Origin of the sequence: Hymenobacter elongatus (genome assembly GCF_004745955.1) — a bacterium.
In the GTDB taxonomy this organism is placed as follows: domain Bacteria; phylum Bacteroidota; class Bacteroidia; order Cytophagales; family Hymenobacteraceae; genus Hymenobacter; species Hymenobacter elongatus.
The window spans coordinates 1-17,798 of sequence record NZ_SRLD01000058.1 but is presented as its reverse complement, the minus strand read 5'-3'; the positions used below and the strand labels follow the sequence as shown (position 1 = coordinate 17,798).

Here is a 17,798-nt window from a genome sequence, read left to right as displayed (position 1 = left end):
CAGCGGCGGAAGAAAAACCGCTGCCTATCTTGTCTGCCTGTAAAGTCCAATCCGGATTACCAACCCGGCCTGTAAAGCGCAGGCCGGATTACTCCCTCCACCTGTATAGCTATAGCCGGACGAGACATCTACCGCACTGGTAAAGTCAATTACTACTGCGGTAGAGATGCTTCGACTTCGCTCAGCATGACAACTGCCACACACGCTCTTAGCACAAGGGTGACTCCTGCCAGAAGCGGTGGTGCTACTCCGCTGTGGCTAGCGCCAGTGCGTCGGCTGGTTGGGTGGTAGCGGGCCGCACATTGCCGGTACGGGCCGCAAAGGCACCGGCTTTGCGGAGTGCATCGCGGTGGTGCAGCAGGGTATCCAGCGGCACGTAGCCTACGATGTAGCCGTCTTCGTCAGCCTCTTCCGTAATGTCGGTGAAGCCCAACTGGTCGAGCAGCACTTCGTTGCTGGTGCGCAGGTAGATTTCTATTTCCAGATCGGTGGTATAGGCCAGCTGCGGGGCAGCCAGCTTGGCGTAGGCGTAGCGGTAGTTGCCACGCAGCGCGGCCACGTCGGCCAGCACGGCCGAGCCGGTAGGGTGCCCGCCCGCGCCCCGGCCCCGCAAAAACTGGGTGCCGGCAAATTCCGCGTCGATGACCACGCCGTTGAATTCGTCGTCGACGGTATACAGCGGCGAGGTGCGACTCACGAATTGGGGCGTCACGAGCACGGTGAGCTGGTTGTCGGGCAGCAGGTAGAGGCCCGCCACGACCTTTATTTTTTGCCCGCTCAGCGCGGCGTACGCAATATCGGTGGCGCTGATGCTCTCAATACCCAAATTCAGAATCTGCTCGGGCCGCAGCGCTACGCCGTAAGCGTGGGCGGCCAGAATAACAGCTTTGGAGCGCGGGTCGAAAGCGGCCATGTCGAGGGTAGGGTCAGTTTCGGCGAAGCCTTGGGCCTGTGCCTGCGCCAATGCGGCCCCATACTCCGAGCCGTCGTCACCCATGCGCGTCAGCACGTAGTTCGACGAGCCATTGAAAATCCCACTCACGCTCCGCAGGGGCTCGTGCCCGAAATACGAGTCCAGCGTCCGGATAATCGGAATGCTGCCGCACACGGCCGCTTCGTAGAGCAGCGTGCCGCCAAACTCGTGCTGCAAGGCCAGCAGCTCGGGCAAATGCTGGGCGACCATCGCCTTGTTGGCCGTCACCACCTTCCGCCCCTGGCCCAGCGCCGCGCTGACCAGCCGAAAAGCCTCCGGCGCATCGTCAATAGCTTCTACTAGCACATCCAGCTCTGGGTCGTGCAGCAGCTCATTAGCGTCGAAGCTGAAAGCGGAAACAGGCAACGACCGGGGCTTGGTCGGATCTTTTACCGCAATACGGCGCACCTCGGCTACCAGCCCGGGCAGGCGCTGCAAGATGTCGTAGACACCCTGACCCACGCAGCCAAAGCCAATGAGACCAATGCGGAGCGGGGCAGCAGAAATATCGGAAGAAGCCGCACCAGCGGCCCCGGCAAGACTATTAGACAAGGCTGTCGACATAAAATCGTTCTAGAAACTGCGTGATTTGGGCGGTTTCAATCAAAAAACCGTCGTGGCCGAACTGCGAATCCATTTCGGCATAGGTGGCACCCGGAATATGCCGGGCCAGAAACTGCTGCTCAACGAGCGGAAACAGCACATCGGAGCTGATGCCCACCACCAGCGTCCGGGCTCTGATGCCGGCCAGTGCCGCTGCCGTGCTGCCCCGGCCCCGGCCCACGTTGTGGGTGTCCATCGTGCGGCTCAGCGCCACGTAGCTGTAGGCATTGAAGCGGGCCACAAGCTTGTCGCCCTGGTGCTGCTGGTAGGAGCTGGCCCGAAATCCGTCGAGCTGGTCGACGTCAGGTTCGGCCTGGGTGTGGCCGTAGGCCTGGTAGCTGCGGTAGCTGAGCAGAGCCGTGGCCCGGGCGGCTTTCAGGCCCTGCTGCCCACCGGTGGGCGTGTTGTGGTAGTAAGTCGGGTCGGCAAAAATGGCCAGCCGCTGCGCCTCATTGAAGGCAATGCCCCAGGGCGAATGGTGGGCGTTGGTCGCCAGCAGCACGAGGTGCGCAAACAACTCGGGCCGCAAAATAGCCCATTCTAACGCTTGCTGCCCGCCTAGCGAGCCCCCCATCAGCGTGTGGATGGTCGTCAGGCCCAACTCGTGCCGTAGCGCTTCGTGGGCGGCTACCATATCCCGAATCGTGACCAGCGGAAACTGCTGGTACAGCGGGGGTACCGCCGCGTTGCCGCTGCTGGCCGGTCCGGTGCTGCCATAGCACGAGCCCAAGATATTGGCACACACGATAAACCAATCGGCCGGGTCGAAAGCGTAGCCCGCGCCAAACAGGCCCGGCCACCAGCTCAGCACATCGGCGTTGGCCGTAAGGGCGTGGCATACCCACACCACATTGTCGCGGGCGGCGTTGAGGGTGCCATACGTCTGGTAGGCTATCTGCACCGGATCCAGCTGCTCGCCCGTTTCGAGCAAGAGGCCGGCTGGCAAAGTCAAAAGCCGAGCGTCAGTCATTTTTCAGAAAAAATATACCATTTGCCTGCCCAGCTACAGGGCCGGCAGGTGGTGATGTCTCAACAATAGCACACGGGCTGAACCGGATTTTCGACCTCCCACGTCAGTCCCACCCAGTAAGGGAGTGGCCGTTCCCGGCTCAGCCCGGGCTATTATGGAATGAGCAGGCCGGGTCCTCTCTCACAACTTCCCGGCCTGTCATTCCTGGTACTGCCATTGCTGGAGCGGGGCGGCCGCACGAATGCTGCCGCCCCAATCTCCTCTCTACTTTAGACTTCCAGCGGGGCAGCGTGTTCGGTTTCCGGCTGCAAAGCAGCCTCGTTCTCGTCAGCCGCAGGCAGGAGTGCGGCGTCGCGCACGGCTGCAAAGGCCTGGGCCAGATCGGCCCGGATATCGTCGAAATGTTCAATGCCCACCGACAGCCGTAGCGAGGTAGGCGTCACGCCGGCGGCGCGTTGCTCAGCCTCAGAGAGCTGCTGGTGCGTAGTAGCCGAGGGCTGAATAATGAGGGTTTTGGCGTCACCAACGTTGGCCAGGTGGCTCACTAGCTTCAGGTTGTCGATAAACTGGGTCGCGGTTTCCTTGCTGCCTTTGATGCTAAAGCTGAGGACGCCGCCGAAGCCGCGCTTCAGATATTTCTGGGCCAGGGCGTGGTAGGGACTGCTTTTCAGGCCCGGATAATTTACATTTTCTACCTGCGGGTGCTGCTCCAGCCAGGTGGCCACGCGCAGGGCGTTTTCCACGGTCCGCTCCACGCGCAAGCTCAGGGTTTCGAGGCCGATGAGCAGCTGCCAGGAGTTGAAGGGGCTGATGGCGGGGCCGAAGTCGCGCAGGCCTTCCACCCGGGCCCGAATGATAAAGGCAATGTTGCCGAAGGAGCTGTTTTTGCCGAATACGTCACTGAATACCAAGCCGTGGTAGCCCTCCGAGGGCTCCGTGAACTGCGGGAACTTGCCGTTGCCGAAGTCATACGTGCCACCGTCCACAATTACGCCGCCCACGCTGGTGCCGTGGCCGCCAATCCACTTCGTGGCCGACTCTACTACGATGTGGGCACCGTGCTCCAGCGGCCGGAACAAATAGCCGCCCGCGCCAAACGTGTTATCGACGATCAGCGGCAGATCGTGTTTGTTGGCAATGGCCGCAATCCGCTCGAAATCCGGAATGCTGAAGCTGGGGTTGCCAATCGTTTCGAGGTAAATGGCCTTGGTATTAGCGTCAATCAGGGGCTCAAAGCTGGCCGGTTTGTCGCTATCGGCGAAGCGCACATCAATGCCCAGCCGCTTGAAAGCCACTTTAAACTGGTTGTAGGTGCCCCCGTAGAGGTGGGAGCCGCTCACGAAATTGTCGCCTGCCTGCAGGATGTTGTTTAGGGCAATAAACTGCGCGGCCTGCCCCGAGCCGGTGGCCAGGGCCGCTACCCCGCCTTCGAGGGCGGCCACGCGCTGCTCAAACACGTCGGTAGTCGGATTCATCAACCGGGTGTAGATGTTGCCGAATTCCTTCAGCGCAAACAAGTTGGCCCCATGTTCCGCGCTTTTGAATACGTAAGAGGTTGTCTGGTAGAGTGGTACGGCGCGGGCGCCGGTGGTGGGGTCGGGCTGCTGGCCGGCGTGGAGCTGTAGGGTTTCGAACTGCAGGGCTTGCGTAGACATACTGAAGCTGAGTTAAGAAAAAGGAGTTGAAATGGTCGAGTATCCGCTGGGTGCGCTCAGGATAAGCCGCACCCGCACTAGCTCCCGAAGCCCGCGAAACGCAGTGCTGGAGCCGAGCCAAACCCCCGCCAAACGCGCCACATAGTGGCCGCATGACGCAGGGAGGCCGAAAAACGAGAAGAGTAGGAGGGAGAGGCGCTACGCCCGGACTAGGCTAGCAACAGCAACAACACGGCATCCAACAGCACGGGCGCATTCGTTCGGCGGGAGCTGCCGCGAAAACGCGAAAACCCAGCGGCAACTCAGCCGGCGCGAGGGCAGCTGAAGCGGGTGGGGCAAACGAGACGGAAGAAAGGGTGTTTTCCATGGTACTCGACTTATAGCTCCCGCGGGCCTGGGCCGCACGGGCAGGAATTGGCACCTTTCAATGGATGAAGGTTGCCAGCGGGTCAGGGAGCCTGTTCTCTCGCCGCTTCTGTATAAAATCTTACTGACTGCCCCATCGTTAATGGGAGAGTACCGGGTTGATGCTTGCAAATGTACACTCGGAATTTAAAAGACCAAATCCAGTAGAAAGTTTTTAATTTTTTTCTGGATTACGGGCAAAGAAAAAACGCCGCCCTAAGCTAGGACGGCGTTTCCAACCTTTTTCTGCAAAAAAGGTCCTACAGGGTAGGCAATGTCAATTGCTGGCCGACTTCGATATGGTCGGGGTTGGCACCGATGATGGCTTTGTTGGCCTCATAAATCTGATGCCACTTGGCAGCGTCGCCGTAGTGATTCTTCGCAATCTTGGAGAGCGAATCACCGCTTACAACAGTATAAGAGTCACCTTTTGCGGCAACGGGTTGCGCGGGCTTAGCAGCATTGTTGCCAAAAAAATCGGTGCCACCAGCCTGGGGCTTAGCGGCTGGCTCAACTGGTTTTTCTTCGCCTTTGTTGGTCAGGAAATCGAACAGTCCCATAGTTATGTGTCGTTTGGAGGTGGAGGAGTGGAGCATACCGCATGTGCCTGAACGCCACGGTATCAGGGCTTCTTACGCCCGCTGCCTGAATAAGTTGTAGCCGCCGGGGCCGCGCGAGCAGGGGCTTAACTCTTTGGCTTCCGGCGCGTAAGAACCGCAGCACCAGCCGCCAGTTGAGGCTGGCCCTCGTGCTACTACATCCTTCCAACCTTTACCTGAACCCTTATGAAACGTTCTGCTCTCTCGTTCCACTATCTGGCCAGCCTGTTGATGCTGGTAGCCTTGTTCACCTTCGGCTGCAACAAGGAAAACAAAGTCGGCGAAACCAACATGCTCTACGGCACCGACAGCAAGGTGTGGAAAACCGATAAAGAAACCACCGCCGGCGGGGATAAGGTAGCCCAGACCGATGCCGACAAGGACACGGAGCTGCGCTTCTACGCCAACGGCAACTTCAACATGTCGTCGCCCGCCCAGACCATGCAGGGCAAGTATACTTTCGACCAGCCCGGCAAGAAAATCACGCTGACGCCCGACGGCGGCACGACCTCTATGGCCTTCGATATTGTGAACCTGACGGACGATAAAATCACGCTGAAAGGTGCCGACGGCTCCGAAATGATGCTGGAGTCGGAATAACTTTCTCGGCGCCAAAGAACATGCGAAAGGCCGCTTCCGATTTGGGAGCGGCCTTTTTTGTGGAGTATAGACAGGCTGAAAACGAACGAATTATCGGAAACCCGCTAGCTTGCCGCTATATCGTATTTCCTCATTCCTATTTTCTCCGATGACTCTATTTAGTCGACTGCTGCTGGCTACTGGCTTGTTTTGTGGCTCATTAAGCCTTGGTGCCCAGGCCCAAACTCTACCAACTCATTCTATCCGCAGCAATAGCCCCACCGACACCAGCTTTGCCGATTTGGAGTTTTTGACCCAGGAAATAGGGGCGGCCCGGGTAGTAATGCTCGGTGAGCCTACCCACGGCGAGGGCAACGTGACGGAAGCCAAGATCCGGCTGATCCGATTTTTGCAGCAGCGCATGGGCTTCACCACGGTGGCGTTCGAAAGCGGATTTTATGAGCTCAACAAAGCGCAGCGCCAACTGGAAGCGGGTACGCCGCCGCTCGAAGCCATCGGCAACAGCGTTTTCGCGGTTTGGACGGGTACGCAGGAGTTTCAGAGTCTGTTGCCGCTGTTGGGCAAAGGCAAGGATAAGCTCAAGGTGGCCGGCTTTGACAACCAGCTCAGCGGTGACTATCAGGAGGACATGCTGGAGGAGCTGGAAGCGCTGCTGAAGCCACAAAAAGGTGCCAGCGGCATTGCCTACGACTACCTCGAAGCGTGTATCAGCTCGATGGGCGAGAACTTTATCTTTCCGCCTACGCACCAGCTGGCGCTGTTTGAGCTGCAGCTCGGCAAAGTCCGCCGCCTGCTGGAAAAGGTAGCCGCAAGCCCCGATGCCAAGCGGCGCGAGCAGGCTGCATTCTGGCTCCAGAACCTGCGCAGCCTGCAAGCCACGGCCCGCAACTACGCCACCATCGACCCTACCAGCATCGACTCCAGCGCCTGGCGAGCTGCCACCCACAGCAACCCGCGCGACGCGCAGATGGCCGACAACCTGCTCTGGTATGTGCGCCAGCACCCCCAGGAAAAAGTGCTGTGCTGGGGCGCGGTAGGGCACTTTGCCAATAAAGTAGAAGTGCTGAGAAATGCCGAGCTGCAAGACTACCGCCCAATGGGCCGGGCCGTGAAGGCCGCGCTGGGCAACGATGCCGTGTATATACTGGGTACCTTGGCCGGGGGCGGCACGCATCGTTTTGGCGCGTGGGGACAACTCGAAAAGGTGCCCGCGCCCGCACCCGGTACCCTGGAAGCGGAGTTGCTGGCCTCGGGGCAGGAGTACGCGTACGTGAGCCTGAAGCATGCCGCCCCCGGGCGGGTTTTGACTACGTACGCTTTCGAATATAAAGCTCTGAGCGGCCCCTGGAGCGAGGTAGTAGATGGATTTCTGTACTTGAAAACCGTGAATCCGCCGCACCCGGTCGGGTTGGCCAGTGCCGCTACAGTGCCAGATTCTAGTAGGTCGAACCTGTTGCTGAACAGTATCAATCCGGCTCGGCGGTTGCGGGTGGCTAAGGCCAGCACCGCTGCTTCCGGTGGCGCGCGGCGGCGCGGAGTCGTGCTGGACGCCAAAACGGGGGCTCCGGTGCCTTTTGCTACGGTGGCCGTACCGGGCCGGGCGCTGGGTACGGTTTCCGATGCGCAGGGCAAGTTTGGCCTGGCTATGCGCGCCGGCGAGGCAGTGCAGGTAAGCAGCATTGGCTACGAAATGGCGACGTTGGCGGCCCCCGGCGGTGGCGAGCTGGCAGTACGCCTGGTGCCGGCTGCGTATGCGCTGGCCAACGTGCGCGTCAGTGCCGCGTCGCAGAATCCGAAGAAGATTATGCAGCGGGTAATCAAGGCGGCTGATGCGAACTATGAGCAGGCCGATTATGCCGCGCAGGTATATACCCACCGCAGCCTCATCAACTTCGACACGCTGCGCCACGAGGTAGAATATGTGAGCCAGGTGTTCGAGCCGGCGGGCTACCGGCACTGGGGCGGCGGCTTCATGGCCCTCGGCGACCAGGAAAAGCACCGCATCCAGGAGGCCCGCGTGGTGGTAGAGTCGCCGCGGCCTCTGGGCCCGTTTGAGCTGCTGGAAGGCGGGCAGGGGTTTGTTACGGCCTCGTCCGATCCGGTCCGGATTTCCCCGCTGTTCAAAAAGAAGAAGGTGGGAAAATTCAACCTGCAGCTCGATTCCATCGTGCGGCAAGGCGACGATGGTCTATATGTAATCCGCTTTTCCGTGAAGCGGGCCACTCGCCGCTCCACGGGCACTACCCTGCAGAGCGGATACGCCGGGAAAGTATACATCCGGCAGCAGGACTACGCGGTAGTACGCTACGAGGCGCTCTGGACAGCCGACACTGTGTATCAAAACGCCGTAGCACATAAGTACTACGGGCGCAAAAATGACATAGCCAACCTGTACTCCAGCGTGTGTTCCGACGGCCGCGCCGCCCATGTCGTAACCTACCAGAAGGGAAACAACGGCCGCTACCAGGTGGCCACCAGCCGCGCGCAGGGCGTGAGCGTGGGGCGGGTGTTGGGCGGCAAGCCGTTTCACACCCAGAAAGTCTGCGAGGAGTATTTTACGAGCCTGCCCGCCGGCACCGTGCCGCTGCCGCCCAATCCGGCCATCGAGCCGCGTTTTGCGGGTAATGAAATGTATCAGCTGCAGTTCGTTCCCTACTCCCCCGATTTCTGGCAGACCTACCAGCGGCCCACTGCCGCCGAGGCTGCGCCGGAGCTGCGGGCTACGAAACCGTAAAATCCTCCGCCTTTTGCTGCCCAAAAACCCGCGCCACCCAGCGTGGCAGAAAGAAGGCGCCCAGCAGCAGATACAGATAGTACGTAACGATGCGGTAGATCAGGACGATGAAATTGGTCATGGTGGGCGTGCCGATAAACTTGCCGAAAAAGGTCGGGAAAGCGCCTTCGGCAATGCCCGCGCCGCCGGGCGTAATGGCCAGCAGCAAGATGACTTTGTAGGTCAGGTTGCGGCCGAAGATGAGGATGAACTCGCGGCTGCTCACGTCGACGAAAGCCGCGATGATGCAGCCGATAACCAGGTAGCGGGCCGTCCAGACGAAGAAAGTGGAGCCGATGGCGCGCAGCCAGTAGCTGGCCCCGTTGCCGCGCAGCTGGGCCGAAGCCCACACCATTTCGTTGCCGTGCTGGTAGGCTTTGGCCCGCCACCGCCGCAGCCCCCGGAAAGAAAACAGCCGCACCAGCAGCCGCTTCACCGATTCCGGATTCACGAAGATGGCGTACAGCATCAGCAGCGCATAGAGCGTGACCAGGATGTAGCTCACCACGAACGCCACTTTCAGCGTAGCCACCAGCCCGCCCTGCAACGCCTCGTGCGGGTAGAGGGCGTCGCCGGCCAGCCACACCACCAGCGGCACCGTCAGCACGTAGTACACGTTGTCGAGCAGGGCCGTCACCATCACGTAGGCCAGCGATTTGCCCAGCGAAATGCCCTCCTTGTTCAGAATGAAGGAGGCCACGGCCGTGCCGCCCACCGCCGAGGGCAGCACGCACGACGCAAATTCCCAGATCATAATCACCTCCAGGCTTTGGCGCCAGCTCAGCACCCGCTCCGAAATGTGCCGGATGCGGTAGATGTAGCCCAGGTCGCGGGCCAGCAGCACGGCCAGGGTAACGAGCAGCCAGTGCAGCTTGGCATCGGCCAGCGGAGCTAGGTCGCCGGGCCGGTAGCTGCGCCAGAACATGAAGCCCACCACGCTCAGCCCAAGTAGCACCGGCAAAATGATGCGCGACGGCTTGAGCTTATCGAGCAGCTGTTGCTCCTGGTTGTTCTGCTGGGTGAGCGGCATGGGAGGGAGAGAGGGTAGGCCGGGTAAAATTAGGCATTAATTAAGCCTCAAGGCGGTAAAGTAAGACTGAGCGCGTATCGGGCACAGAAAGCCAGCCTTACTGGGCAGTATCAGCGTAAACCCAACGTAGAAGCTGTTTAGAAAGTCATTGAAAACAAGTAAAACGTCATGCTTCGACAAGCGGACGCCAGATCAAGTATGACCGGAAAACGACTTTCTAAACAGCTTCGTATGATTATAGTAGTCATTGGCTATGCAAGCCTTTGCTCCCCCTGCATCGAGCAAGGGGCGAAGCCAGTAGCTGCGAAAAGTCATAACTTTGCGCGTTACAGAAGGTGAATATTCTAAAAGGCCTAACCTTTAGGAACCTCTGCCTGTTGCCCTGCTGAATCTCTCCTCCTTGCCCCTCTTCGAAGATGATTGTCGAACCCGGTGAATTGTTGGCGGCTATAAACTCGCCCGACGACCTCAAAAAGCTCAGTGAAGACCAATTGGTGCAAGTAAGCCAGGAGCTTCGACAGTTCATTATCGATTCCGTTTCCATCTACGGCGGCCACTTCGGGGCTTCCCTGGGCGTGGTAGAGCTGACGGTGGCGCTACACTACGTGTTCGATACGCCCCACGATCAGCTCGTGTGGGACGTAGGGCACCAGGCGTATGGGCACAAAATCCTGACCGGCCGGCGCGACGATTTTCCGACCAACCGGCGCTATGGCGGCATGTCGGGCTTTCCCAAGCGCAAGGAGAGTGAGTACGATGCCTTCGGGGTGGGCCACAGCAGCACTAGCATCGGGGCGGCGCTGGGCATGGCCGTGGCTTCCGACTACAAAGGCGAGAAAGACCGGCAGCACATTGCCGTTATCGGCGACGGAGCCATGACGGCCGGCATGGCTTTCGAAGCCCTGAACCACGCCGGGGTCGCCAACTCCAACCTGCTGGTTATTCTCAACGATAACTGCATGAGCATCGACCCCAACGTGGGCGCGCTCAAAGAGTACCTGACCGATATTACTACCTCGCGCACCTACAACAAAGTACGCGACGAGCTCTGGAACGTGCTGGGCAAGCTCAGCAAGTTTGGGCCTAATCCCCAGCAGATTGCCCGCAAGGTGGAGTCGGCTATGAAGGCTACGCTGCTCAAGCAGAGCAACCTGTTTGAAGCCCTGAAATTTCGCTATTTCGGCCCCGTCGATGGGCACGACGTGCAGCATCTGGCCACTATCCTGAATGACCTGAAAAGCATTCCGGGTCCCAAAATTCTGCACTGCGTAACGGTGAAGGGCAAAGGCTACGCGCTGGCCGAGAAAGACCAGACGCTGTGGCACGCCCCGGGCCTGTTCGACAAGATTACGGGCGAGATCTACAAAAAGCACCACGACAAGCCCCAGGCACCCAAGTATCAGGACGTGTTTGGCCACACGATGGTGGAGCTGGCCAAGCAGAACGACAATGTGATGGGCGTGACGCCCGCCATGCCGTCGGGCTCGTCGCTCAATATTATGATGGAGGCCATGCCCGACCGTGCTTTCGACGTGGGCATTGCCGAGCAGCACGCCGTGGTTTTCTCCGCTGGCCTGGCTACGCAGGGCCTGGTGCCGTTCTGCAACATCTACTCGTCCTTCATGCAGCGCGCCTACGACCAGGTGCTGCACGATGTGGCCCTGCAGAACCTGAACGTGGTATTCTGCCTCGATCGGGCCGGTTTTGCCGGTGCCGACGGCCCTACGCACCACGGCTGCTACGATCTTGCCTTCATGCGCTGCATCCCGAACATGGTGGTGTCGGCCCCGATGAACGAGGAAGAGCTGCGCAACCTGATGTACACGGCCCAGCTGCCCGATATGGGTCCGTTCAGCATCCGCTACCCGCGCGGCGAAGGCGTGATGCCGGAGTGGCGCACGCCGCTCAAGAAAATTGCGGTGGGCACCGGCCGGGTGGTGCGCGAAGGCGAAGGTGTCGCTATTCTGAGCATCGGCCACATCGGCAACTATGCCGTGAAAGCCACCAGCCAGCTAGCGGCCGAAGGCTTCAACGTGGGCCACTTTGATATGCGCTTCGCCAAGCCGCTCGATGAGGAACTGCTGGCCGCTGCCCTGAGCAAGTACAAAGCCATTGTGACCGTAGAAGACGGCTGCCTGCAAGGCGGCTTCGGCGCGGCCGTGCTGGAGTTCATGGCCGACCACGGCTACTCCGTGCCCGTGCAGCGCCTCGGCATCCCGGACCGCGTGGTAGAGCACGGCACCCAGGATGAGCTCTACAAAGAGTGTGGCTTCGATGCCGCCGGTATTGCCGCCGCCGTGCGCGAGCTGGCAGGCAAGGTGGCGGTGAAGGCTGCGGTGGAAAAGGTGATTCGGTAAGCAGATTTAAGCATACAAAAAGCCCCGCTGGATTCGTCCGGCGGGGCTTTTTTGTTGTTGCTATTTAATTGCCAACTCACTTTCGCTGCAATAGCGTAATCTGATAGAGCGGGCATTTCCTTCCTGAATCTTTTCCTGCAAGGATTTTAGCTGATCGAGGTGGTGAGCACCATTCTGAGGTCTTTGTCGTGGATAGCCTACGCTGGCAATAGCATACACTGTTTGCCCTGGCTTAATGATGTCGCGGTCATAAAAGTCGCGTATGCTGGCAGCTAGTTGCGACAAACATTCGCCGGGGTTTGTATTTGCTTTCCCAACAGCAGCGTCAAGCTGATTCTCCGAATTTTTGAACTCGATAAAGTAGATTTTATCACCGCTGATTAAAGCACAATCACATTTGCTCGGATTGGAGTTGTCGTAGATGCACTGGTCGATGGCGAGGAAGTGAATGCTGCGCCGCTCGCTGTTGCGTATGTGCAGGTCGGCTTTGGTGAGCAGCCCCGTAGTGACAATGTAGCACGCCCCAGACCCTTCCCGCTTGGCGTGGGGATCATGCACATGGAATTCGGCATGAGAATGTTCTTGAAGGCAAGTACCCTTGGCGCTTAGTTGGGCAGCAAAGGCGGTGCGGACCCGATCAATCATTCGACTTCCAGCCCCGCGTTAATATCCATCAGCTTCTCAAAGTCGGATGTTTCCGCAGTGGCCGTCGAGTCGAGGCCATTGTAGCTGACAAGGCCCGTTTCCGGATTTACAATCGAGTGAACCCCGTTTTCCTTCTGGCCTTCTACATGGTAAGCAGCAAACTCCTTTGGGTTAATCCAGCTTTCCCGTGGCACCACCTTCGCCACGTCATCGGCGCGGTCAGGATGCTTGTCGGCTACTTGGTGGGCGTAGAGGAGTAGGTTTAGATGAGCGAGAATGTAGGGGCTGTGCGTGGTTATTGTTAAGTCGTTTTCGCCTTGGGTGCATTTCTCGACGAGCCAGTTTAATAGGCCTTGTTGAGCAGTAGGATATAGGTTGAGCTCAGGTTCTTCGATGATAAAGCTCTGGCTTTTGTCTTCCTGTCTTGAAAGATAGTTAAGAAGAACAAGCATAGGAGCTACGGATTGTATACCGCTGGCTGCATCTGATAATTTTAAAGGCATTTGTTCCTTAGATACAATAATATCCTGTCCATTAGATCGAAAATAGTCTACCTCTAGAAAAGGTATTCTAATTATTTCAATTGACTCTCGTGCTTTAAAGTATTGGTTAGCAAACGATAGAAGATGAGTTGGTAGCCCGATATTCTCACTCAGCAAGCCTGGCCACGCTGTATTTATCGCTGCAATAAAAATTCTTTCAGAAGGTATATAATGCGGCGTGTAAGGCGTCATTGCTTGTTCGTACAATGGCTTCAATACTTGGTGGCTATAAAATTTGTCAAATTCTTCTTTGAAAAAAGGGGTATCTTGGATTTGGTCTAAGCTTATGTTATTGTTAATAGCAATCTTTGCTATTTTTTCAAAAAGAATTTTAAACTGATCCTCTGTAAGATCTTGTTCTATATTATCTGCTTTCTCTTTCAGATTTTCACTAATGAATACGCCTTTACTGGTGATTACAATGTCATTGTCTCTGTGTTTCCAAAATATTATCGACTCTTCTTGGAAATAACTTCTTATGGAAAAATCAGTGAATAGATTTAACTCGTCAGCCTTATTCTTTATAGAAGAATAGAAATTATTGTCACGTAATATTGCCGCCAACTTCGCCAAAGTACTCTTTCCCCCACCCGTCGGGCCAATAAAAACCGTTACCTTCTTAAAGTCCACGGTAGCATCTTTAATGGGGCCGAAATTCTTGACTATTAGCTGCTCATTCATACCACAAAGAAAAAGGGAGTACCCAAAGGTAAACAAACCACAAGGCCGTTGCTCTTCTGGCAGAATAAGTACGCAACCGGCTCATGGCAACACCAAAGCAAGTTTTGACCTGACCGGCAAAATCAACCGCAAAGACTTCGGCTTGAGCTGGAGTGGCGTTACCGAAGCCGGCTCCATCGTGGTGAGCGAGGACGTGATAGCTGTCGGCCAGCATCCAGTTTACCAAGCAAGCCTAATACCGGCGCTGCGCCGCTGTCAGCGCGTCGATACTGTGCCGGAAGCCGAAGTAGCCCGTGCTGCTTCGGCTTCACTGCGTTTGGCCACCACCCGCACGATACGGCTCTGGATTTCGCTCATCACAAAGTCGGTCCACAGGCCGGCGTAGGGGTTGAGGCGGGTGCTCAGGCGCTGCTGGCTATAGAGGATGAGGCGGGTGTGGCGGGCATCTACGGGCTGCAGCTCGTAGGTGCCGCGCAGCACGTCGAAAAACCGGCCGCCCACGGTAACGTGCTCATCGAAAGTCGTGGGTGGAATGGTAGCCGTGTTGGGTACGATGCTGAAGGAAATGCGCCGCAGCGGCTCCCACACGTCCACGGTTTCGATAAACTCGACGCCCCGCTCGAAGGTGGCGTGCCGCACGCCGCCCACGCCTTCGAAGGACAGCGTGGCCTCTACCGGGCGCGGGAAGCCGATTTTATCTACGAGGCTGGAGCCCAGGTCCTGTGCCGAAATAGGCGGCACCCGGATGATGTTGTGCCATACCGCCTCCACCGGGGCTTGGATGAGAATCGTGTTTTCGACCCGACGGAAGTCGTCGGGAGTGGCGAACTGGCTTTCCAGCGGCGCGGCCAGGAAAGGCAACAAGGCGAAACTGGCCACCACGAAGGTTTTATGGTTGTTGCTGGAATTCTTGCCGCGCGTAAAAAACCGGTACAAAATGCCACCGACGGCCGACAGAATAATAAATAGCGGGGCAATGATGATCAGGCAGATAACGCCTTCGAGGTGAAACAGCAGGGCAGAAAGTAAAAACAGCAGTGCTGCTCCCCAGGACCGGAAGATAAAGCTCCACGAGTCTGAGCGCTGGGTGAGGGAAAAATGCTCGGTAATGGCACCGAGGCCCAGCGGAATCAGCACCAGAAAACCCAGCATCAGCAGTCCGCCACCCCGCTCAAAGGCCTGACTGGCAAAGGTGAAGCGGCCCAGTAGGGCAAATAGTAGCCCCGCCAGCACGGCGATGATATAGTGGGCGTAGCGACGCTGGAACAAGGACATGAGCGGAGTAAGAATGGAAACGAGCGGGGCAAAAGTGCGTAATTGTGCCCATTCCCAGTATATGCCGCTCCAACCCGGTCGAATTCCGCTTTATGTCTTCTGCTCAACCTACCCTCGTATTCCTCCACGGCTTCGCCGAAAGCCGCGAAATCTGGACCGATTTCATCCGTGATTTTCCCGCCGAGTACCGCGTGGTGAGCCTCAACCTGCTCGGCCACGGCACCAACATCCACGACGTGCGCGACTACAGCATGGAGGCCCAGGCCCGCTACGTGGCCGACAAACTGCACGCGGCCGGCGTGGAAAAGGCCCTGCTGGTGGGCCACAGCATGGGCGGCTACGCGGCGCTGGCCTTTGCCGAGCGGTGGCCCGAGCGGGTAGCCGGCCTGTGTCTGCTCAACTCCTCGGCCTACGCCGACAGCGAAGAGAAGAAAGCCAACCGCGAGAAGAACGTGGCCTTCGTGGAGCGCCACGGCGTGGAGAAATTCATGGAGTCGTTTATCCGGCCCCTGTTTGCGCCCGTGCACCGCGAGGCCCTGAGTGCCCAGCGGGAGTTTTTGGAGGAAATCGGCAAGGCCACGCCCGCCGAAACCATCGTGGGCGGCATGCGGGCCATGGCCGCCCGCCCCGACCGTACCAAGGTATTGCGCGAGGCCAAGTTCCCGGTTCTGCTTATTGCCGGCAAAGAGGACGTGGCCGTGCCCCTGGAACACTCGGTGGCCCAGGCCCCGCTGGCCCGGGTGAGCTACGCGCTTTTCCTGGCCGATGTAGGTCATTTGGCGTACTATGAAAAGCCCGCTGAAACCAGGCGGGCCGTGCTGGATTTTGCTGGGGCTGTTTTCCGGTAAAAGAAAAAGGACCCGGCCGGGTCCTTTTTCTAGTATGCTTACTTGGGTAGTGTAAACCGGAGCGGTAGCATATAGGAAACGTTCACCGGGGGGCGTTTTGCGTACCGGGCTTCCAGGCGGGCATGGCCAAAACAGCCCGTAATGCCTCTGCATCGAGCAGCGGATGCACGCCCCGCGCAGTGGTGGGCTGCCGCACCAAGCCCTCGGAGTCTACGATAAAGCTGACGAAGACCATGCCTTCGATTTTTTCCTTTCGGGCCTGAGCTGGATACTGAAGGGCAGCTACCAGATTCGGTATGAGGTTGACCATACCGCCCTGGGGCAAGGGCATCTGCTCCACATACGTGTATACCTTATCCAGCGGGGCCTGAGGTCGGGTTGCGGCCTGGTCTGGAGAGCCCGCTATTTCGGTTGACTGAGCCAGCGCTGCGTTGCCGAGCAGCAGGCAGGCACCCAGGGTTAGCAATAAAGTAGGCTTCATAAGTTTACAGGTCCCGAAAGGGTGTGTAGTAAGCAGTAGGAGGGAAGCAGCTCCGACCTAGAGCGGCAGCACAAATGGCAGCGGAAACAGAAAGCCAACCTTCGCTGGCCGCCCGTGATGCATCGCCGGGGTGAAGGCCGGTAGCGCCTGCACGAGGCGTAGGGCTTCGGCATCCAGCGCGGGATGCACGGAGCGCACCACTTCGGCCTGCTCCACCTGGCCCTGCTCATTGACCACGAAATACAGCAGCACCTCGCCCTCCGATTGGTCCTTGCGGGCCTGCTTCGGGTACTGCGTAGTGCTTCTGATGGTCAGCAGCATCTGCTCGACCCCGCCCGGAAACTCCGGCATCTGGTCGACCACGGAATACACGGTATCGGTAGCAGCGGGCAGGCGGTAGGCCACCGACAGCATTAGGCGGGAGGAAACGGCCTGTTCACCTGCCAGCGCCGGTTTCCAGGTCGGCATGGTGGCAATGCGCTGCTCGGCGGCGGCTACCAGCGCCGGGTGTAGCTGGGGCGACTGTGGCTTCTGATGCCGCTTGCGTTGCAGCTCGGCCGGCACTGGCGGCAGCACCTTCACCTCGGAAACCTGCCCGGCAGCGCTAACATTGAACACTACTGCCACCCTGCCCGTGGCACCGGCGTTGCGAGCCTCCTCGGGGTAGGGCGGGTTGTTCAGAAAACCATACAGCTCCTCGGGCGTGCCGGCAAACTGCGCCGGCGCTTTCGTGGTGGTGCCAAGACGGAAAGTCACGGGCAGCGTGAAAGCTACCCGTACTGGCTTGCCCATCTGGCGGCCCGGCTCCCAGGACTGCATGGCCGAGACTACCCGTAGAGCCTCCGCATTGAGGTCGGGATGTGCGCCTTTTACCACCTTAATATCCTCCAGGCGGCCATCGACGCCCACCGTAAAGCCCACGAACACCTTGCCCTCTACCCGGGCCTGCAGGGCCGTGACCGGGTAGCGGATGTTAGTGCCCAAGTAGGACATTACAGCTCCCGGATTCTTGCCATACATGGGCATCTGCTCCACGTATCTGTACACGCTGTCCGGAGCATGCTGCGCTTGCAGGCGGGAATTGAAGCCAAGCAGGCCAAACACGAACAGGCCAAACAAGTGCTGGCGCGGCAAAGTAGTGAGCATAAATAATGGAGTATATTTTTTTAAATTATCCTAGGTCGTGTTCTCAAGAACGTTCGGCATGGTCAAGTCGTACTAGGCTTATTTCCAGCATGAATGCTGACCGTACGTTGCTCACCGATAGTCATTGGGCACTGATTGCGCCCCTTTTGCCCGGCCGCGTGGGTCGGCGCGGGGTGGTGGCCAAAGACAACCGGGGCTTTGTCGAAGCCGTGCTG

15 protein-coding genes, 1 pseudogene and 1 riboswitch are annotated in these 17,798 nt (G+C 58.4%); of the genes and pseudogenes, 5 read left to right on the top strand and 11 right to left on the bottom strand.

The genetic code is table 11. The features are described 5' to 3' along the window. Window positions 1-244: 244 nt before the first annotated feature. The 4 genes from E5J99_RS19660 to E5J99_RS19645 form a co-directional block, all read right to left on the bottom strand. Entirely contained in the window at window positions 245-1,525 is a 1,281-nt protein-coding gene (locus tag E5J99_RS19660; protein ID WP_210114493.1) for a homoserine dehydrogenase, read from the bottom strand. Then, a complete protein-coding gene (locus E5J99_RS19655) occupies window positions 1,518-2,546 on the bottom strand; it encodes a homoserine O-acetyltransferase family protein (protein WP_135499519.1) in 1,029 nt (342 codons plus the stop codon). The genes E5J99_RS19660 and E5J99_RS19655 overlap by 8 nt, the downstream gene beginning before the upstream one ends. Window positions 2,547-2,815: 269 nt before the next feature. Beyond that, complete coding sequence (locus tag E5J99_RS19650; RefSeq protein WP_135499518.1) at window positions 2,816-4,201, bottom strand: O-acetylhomoserine aminocarboxypropyltransferase/cysteine synthase family protein; 1,386 nt, start codon at window positions 4,199-4,201, stop codon at window positions 2,816-2,818. 374 nt (window positions 4,202-4,575) lie between these two features. Next, window positions 4,576-4,687, bottom strand: a riboswitch (SAM riboswitch). A 179-nt stretch (window positions 4,688-4,866) separates the two neighbouring features. Next, a complete protein-coding gene (locus tag E5J99_RS19645; RefSeq protein WP_135499517.1) occupies window positions 4,867-5,166 on the bottom strand; it encodes a LysM peptidoglycan-binding domain-containing protein in 300 nt (99 codons plus the stop codon). Between the two features lie 225 nt (window positions 5,167-5,391). On the opposite strand from E5J99_RS19645, the gene E5J99_RS19640 reads away from it, so the two are divergent. Both E5J99_RS19640 and E5J99_RS19635 read left to right on the top strand, forming a co-directional pair. Beyond that, entirely contained in the window at window positions 5,392-5,805 is a 414-nt protein-coding gene (locus E5J99_RS19640) for a hypothetical protein (RefSeq protein ID WP_135499516.1), read from the top strand. Window positions 5,806-5,953: 148 nt separating this feature from the next. Beyond that, complete coding sequence (locus tag E5J99_RS19635) at window positions 5,954-8,539, top strand: erythromycin esterase family protein (RefSeq protein ID WP_135499515.1); 2,586 nt, start codon at window positions 5,954-5,956, stop codon at window positions 8,537-8,539. Here E5J99_RS19635 and E5J99_RS19630 read toward each other — a convergent pair. Continuing rightward, window positions 8,526-9,608 carry a lysylphosphatidylglycerol synthase transmembrane domain-containing protein gene (locus E5J99_RS19630; protein ID WP_135499514.1) on the bottom strand — a complete coding sequence of 361 codons (1,083 nt, stop codon included), beginning with the start codon at window positions 9,606-9,608 and terminating at the stop codon, window positions 8,526-8,528. The two genes, E5J99_RS19635 and E5J99_RS19630, sit on opposite strands and share 14 nt — an antisense overlap. A gap of 416 nt (window positions 9,609-10,024) precedes the next feature. Here E5J99_RS19630 and dxs point away from each other — a divergent pair, with 416 nt between their 5' ends. Further along, on the top strand, window positions 10,025-11,965 hold the full coding sequence (dxs, locus tag E5J99_RS19625; RefSeq protein ID WP_135499513.1) for a 1-deoxy-D-xylulose-5-phosphate synthase: 1,941 nt from the start codon (window positions 10,025-10,027) through the stop codon (window positions 11,963-11,965). Window positions 11,966-12,025: 60 nt separating this feature from the next. On the opposite strand, the gene E5J99_RS19620 is transcribed toward dxs, so the two are convergent. The 4 genes from E5J99_RS19620 to E5J99_RS19610 are packed head-to-tail and all read right to left on the bottom strand — an operon-like array spanning window position 12,026 to window position 15,108. Further along, on the bottom strand, window positions 12,026-12,610 hold the full coding sequence (locus E5J99_RS19620; RefSeq protein ID WP_135499512.1) for a hypothetical protein: 585 nt from the start codon (window positions 12,608-12,610) through the stop codon (window positions 12,026-12,028). Continuing rightward, window positions 12,607-13,833: an AAA family ATPase gene (locus E5J99_RS19615; protein ID WP_135499511.1), complete on the bottom strand. Its 1,227-nt coding sequence runs from the start codon at window positions 13,831-13,833 to the stop codon at window positions 12,607-12,609. Before E5J99_RS19615 ends, E5J99_RS19620 begins: the two co-directional genes overlap by 4 nt. Continuing rightward, window positions 13,826-14,047, bottom strand: a complete 222-nt coding sequence (locus E5J99_RS21460) for a hypothetical protein (protein WP_167852246.1) — start codon at window positions 14,045-14,047, stop codon at window positions 13,826-13,828. Before E5J99_RS21460 ends, E5J99_RS19615 begins: the two co-directional genes overlap by 8 nt. A gap of 41 nt (window positions 14,048-14,088) precedes the next feature. Further along, complete coding sequence (locus E5J99_RS19610; RefSeq protein ID WP_135499510.1) at window positions 14,089-15,108, bottom strand: SRPBCC family protein; 1,020 nt, start codon at window positions 15,106-15,108, stop codon at window positions 14,089-14,091. 92 nt (window positions 15,109-15,200) lie between these two features. On the opposite strand from E5J99_RS19610, the gene E5J99_RS19605 reads away from it, so the two are divergent. Then, window positions 15,201-15,956, top strand: a complete 756-nt coding sequence (locus E5J99_RS19605) for an alpha/beta fold hydrolase (RefSeq protein WP_135499509.1) — start codon at window positions 15,201-15,203, stop codon at window positions 15,954-15,956. An 82-nt stretch (window positions 15,957-16,038) separates the two neighbouring features. On the opposite strand, the gene E5J99_RS19600 is transcribed toward E5J99_RS19605, so the two are convergent. Beyond that, window positions 16,039-16,437, bottom strand: a complete 399-nt coding sequence (locus E5J99_RS19600) for an energy transducer TonB (protein ID WP_135499508.1) — start codon at window positions 16,435-16,437, stop codon at window positions 16,039-16,041. 57 nt (window positions 16,438-16,494) lie between these two features. Continuing rightward, window positions 16,495-17,583: a TonB family protein gene (locus E5J99_RS19595; protein ID WP_135499507.1), complete on the bottom strand. Its 1,089-nt coding sequence runs from the start codon at window positions 17,581-17,583 to the stop codon at window positions 16,495-16,497. 89 nt (window positions 17,584-17,672) lie between these two features. On the opposite strand from E5J99_RS19595, the pseudogene E5J99_RS22340 reads away from it, so the two are divergent. After that, window positions 17,673-17,798, top strand: a pseudogene (locus E5J99_RS22340) (IS5/IS1182 family transposase); the annotation flags it as partial.

What these genes read in the sequence shown, in the direction of transcription:
- E5J99_RS19655 (WP_135499519.1), bottom strand. Translation starts at nt 2,546, where the DNA reads ATGACTGACGCTCGGCTTTTGACTTTGCCAGCCGGCCTCTTGCTCGAA.
- E5J99_RS19650 (WP_135499518.1), bottom strand. Translation starts at nt 4,201, where the DNA reads ATGTCTACGCAAGCCCTGCAGTTCGAAACCCTACAGCTCCACGCCGGC.
- E5J99_RS19645 (WP_135499517.1), bottom strand. Translation starts at nt 5,166, where the DNA reads ATGGGACTGTTCGATTTCCTGACCAACAAAGGCGAAGAAAAACCAGTT.
- E5J99_RS19640 (WP_135499516.1), top strand. Translation starts at nt 5,392, where the DNA reads ATGAAACGTTCTGCTCTCTCGTTCCACTATCTGGCCAGCCTGTTGATG.
- E5J99_RS19635 (WP_135499515.1), top strand. Translation starts at nt 5,954, where the DNA reads ATGACTCTATTTAGTCGACTGCTGCTGGCTACTGGCTTGTTTTGTGGC.
- E5J99_RS19630 (WP_135499514.1), bottom strand. Translation starts at nt 9,608, where the DNA reads ATGCCGCTCACCCAGCAGAACAACCAGGAGCAACAGCTGCTCGATAAG.
- dxs (WP_135499513.1), top strand. Translation starts at nt 10,025, where the DNA reads ATGATTGTCGAACCCGGTGAATTGTTGGCGGCTATAAACTCGCCCGAC.
- E5J99_RS19620 (WP_135499512.1), bottom strand. Translation starts at nt 12,610, where the DNA reads ATGATTGATCGGGTCCGCACCGCCTTTGCTGCCCAACTAAGCGCCAAG.
- E5J99_RS19615 (WP_135499511.1), bottom strand. Translation starts at nt 13,833, where the DNA reads ATGAATGAGCAGCTAATAGTCAAGAATTTCGGCCCCATTAAAGATGCT.
- E5J99_RS21460 (WP_167852246.1), bottom strand. Translation starts at nt 14,047, where the DNA reads ATGCTGGCCGACAGCTATCACGTCCTCGCTCACCACGATGGAGCCGGC.
- E5J99_RS19610 (WP_135499510.1), bottom strand. Translation starts at nt 15,108, where the DNA reads ATGTCCTTGTTCCAGCGTCGCTACGCCCACTATATCATCGCCGTGCTG.
- E5J99_RS19605 (WP_135499509.1), top strand. Translation starts at nt 15,201, where the DNA reads ATGTCTTCTGCTCAACCTACCCTCGTATTCCTCCACGGCTTCGCCGAA.
- E5J99_RS19600 (WP_135499508.1), bottom strand. Translation starts at nt 16,437, where the DNA reads ATGAAGCCTACTTTATTGCTAACCCTGGGTGCCTGCCTGCTGCTCGGC.
- E5J99_RS19595 (WP_135499507.1), bottom strand. Translation starts at nt 17,583, where the DNA reads ATGCTCACTACTTTGCCGCGCCAGCACTTGTTTGGCCTGTTCGTGTTT.